At 71.6% G+C, this 504-nt stretch carries 1 pseudogene; it reads left to right on the top strand.

What is annotated here, in order from left to right:
• Positions 1-504: pseudogene (locus G3I71_RS46730) on the top strand (transketolase); the annotation flags it as partial.

Raw genomic sequence — 504 nt, forward strand, 5'->3', positions numbered from 1 at the left:
ACATCCAGCTCTACCTGGCCGGGTTCGGCCTGGAGCTCGAGGACCTCGAGGCGCTGCGCACGTGGGGCTCGAAGACCCCCGGCCACCCCGAGTACCGCCACACGGCCGGCGTCGAGATCACGACCGGCCCGCTGGGCCAGGGCCTCGCGTCCTCGGTCGGCTTCGCGATGGCGGCCCGCCGCGAGCGCGGCCTGCTCGACCCCGAGGCGGCGCCGGGCACCAGCCCGTTCGACCACTTCGTGTACGTCATCGCCTCGGACGGCGACCTGCAGGAGGGCGTGACGAGCGAGGCCTCGTCGATCGCCGGCACGCAGGAGCTCGGCAACCTCGTCGTGCTGTGGGACGACAACCACATCTCGATCGAGGGCGACACGCAGATCGCGTTCACCGAGGACGTGCTCAAGCGCTACGAGTCGTACGGCTGGCACGTGCAGTACGTCGACTGGACCGCCGGCGGCGAGTACCGCGAGGACGTCGACGCGCTGCACGCGGCCATCGAGGCCG

The sequence above is a fragment of the Streptomyces sp. SID12501 genome (genome assembly GCF_010550245.1).
In the GTDB taxonomy this organism is placed as follows: Bacteria; Actinomycetota; Actinomycetes; order Streptomycetales; family Streptomycetaceae; genus Streptomyces.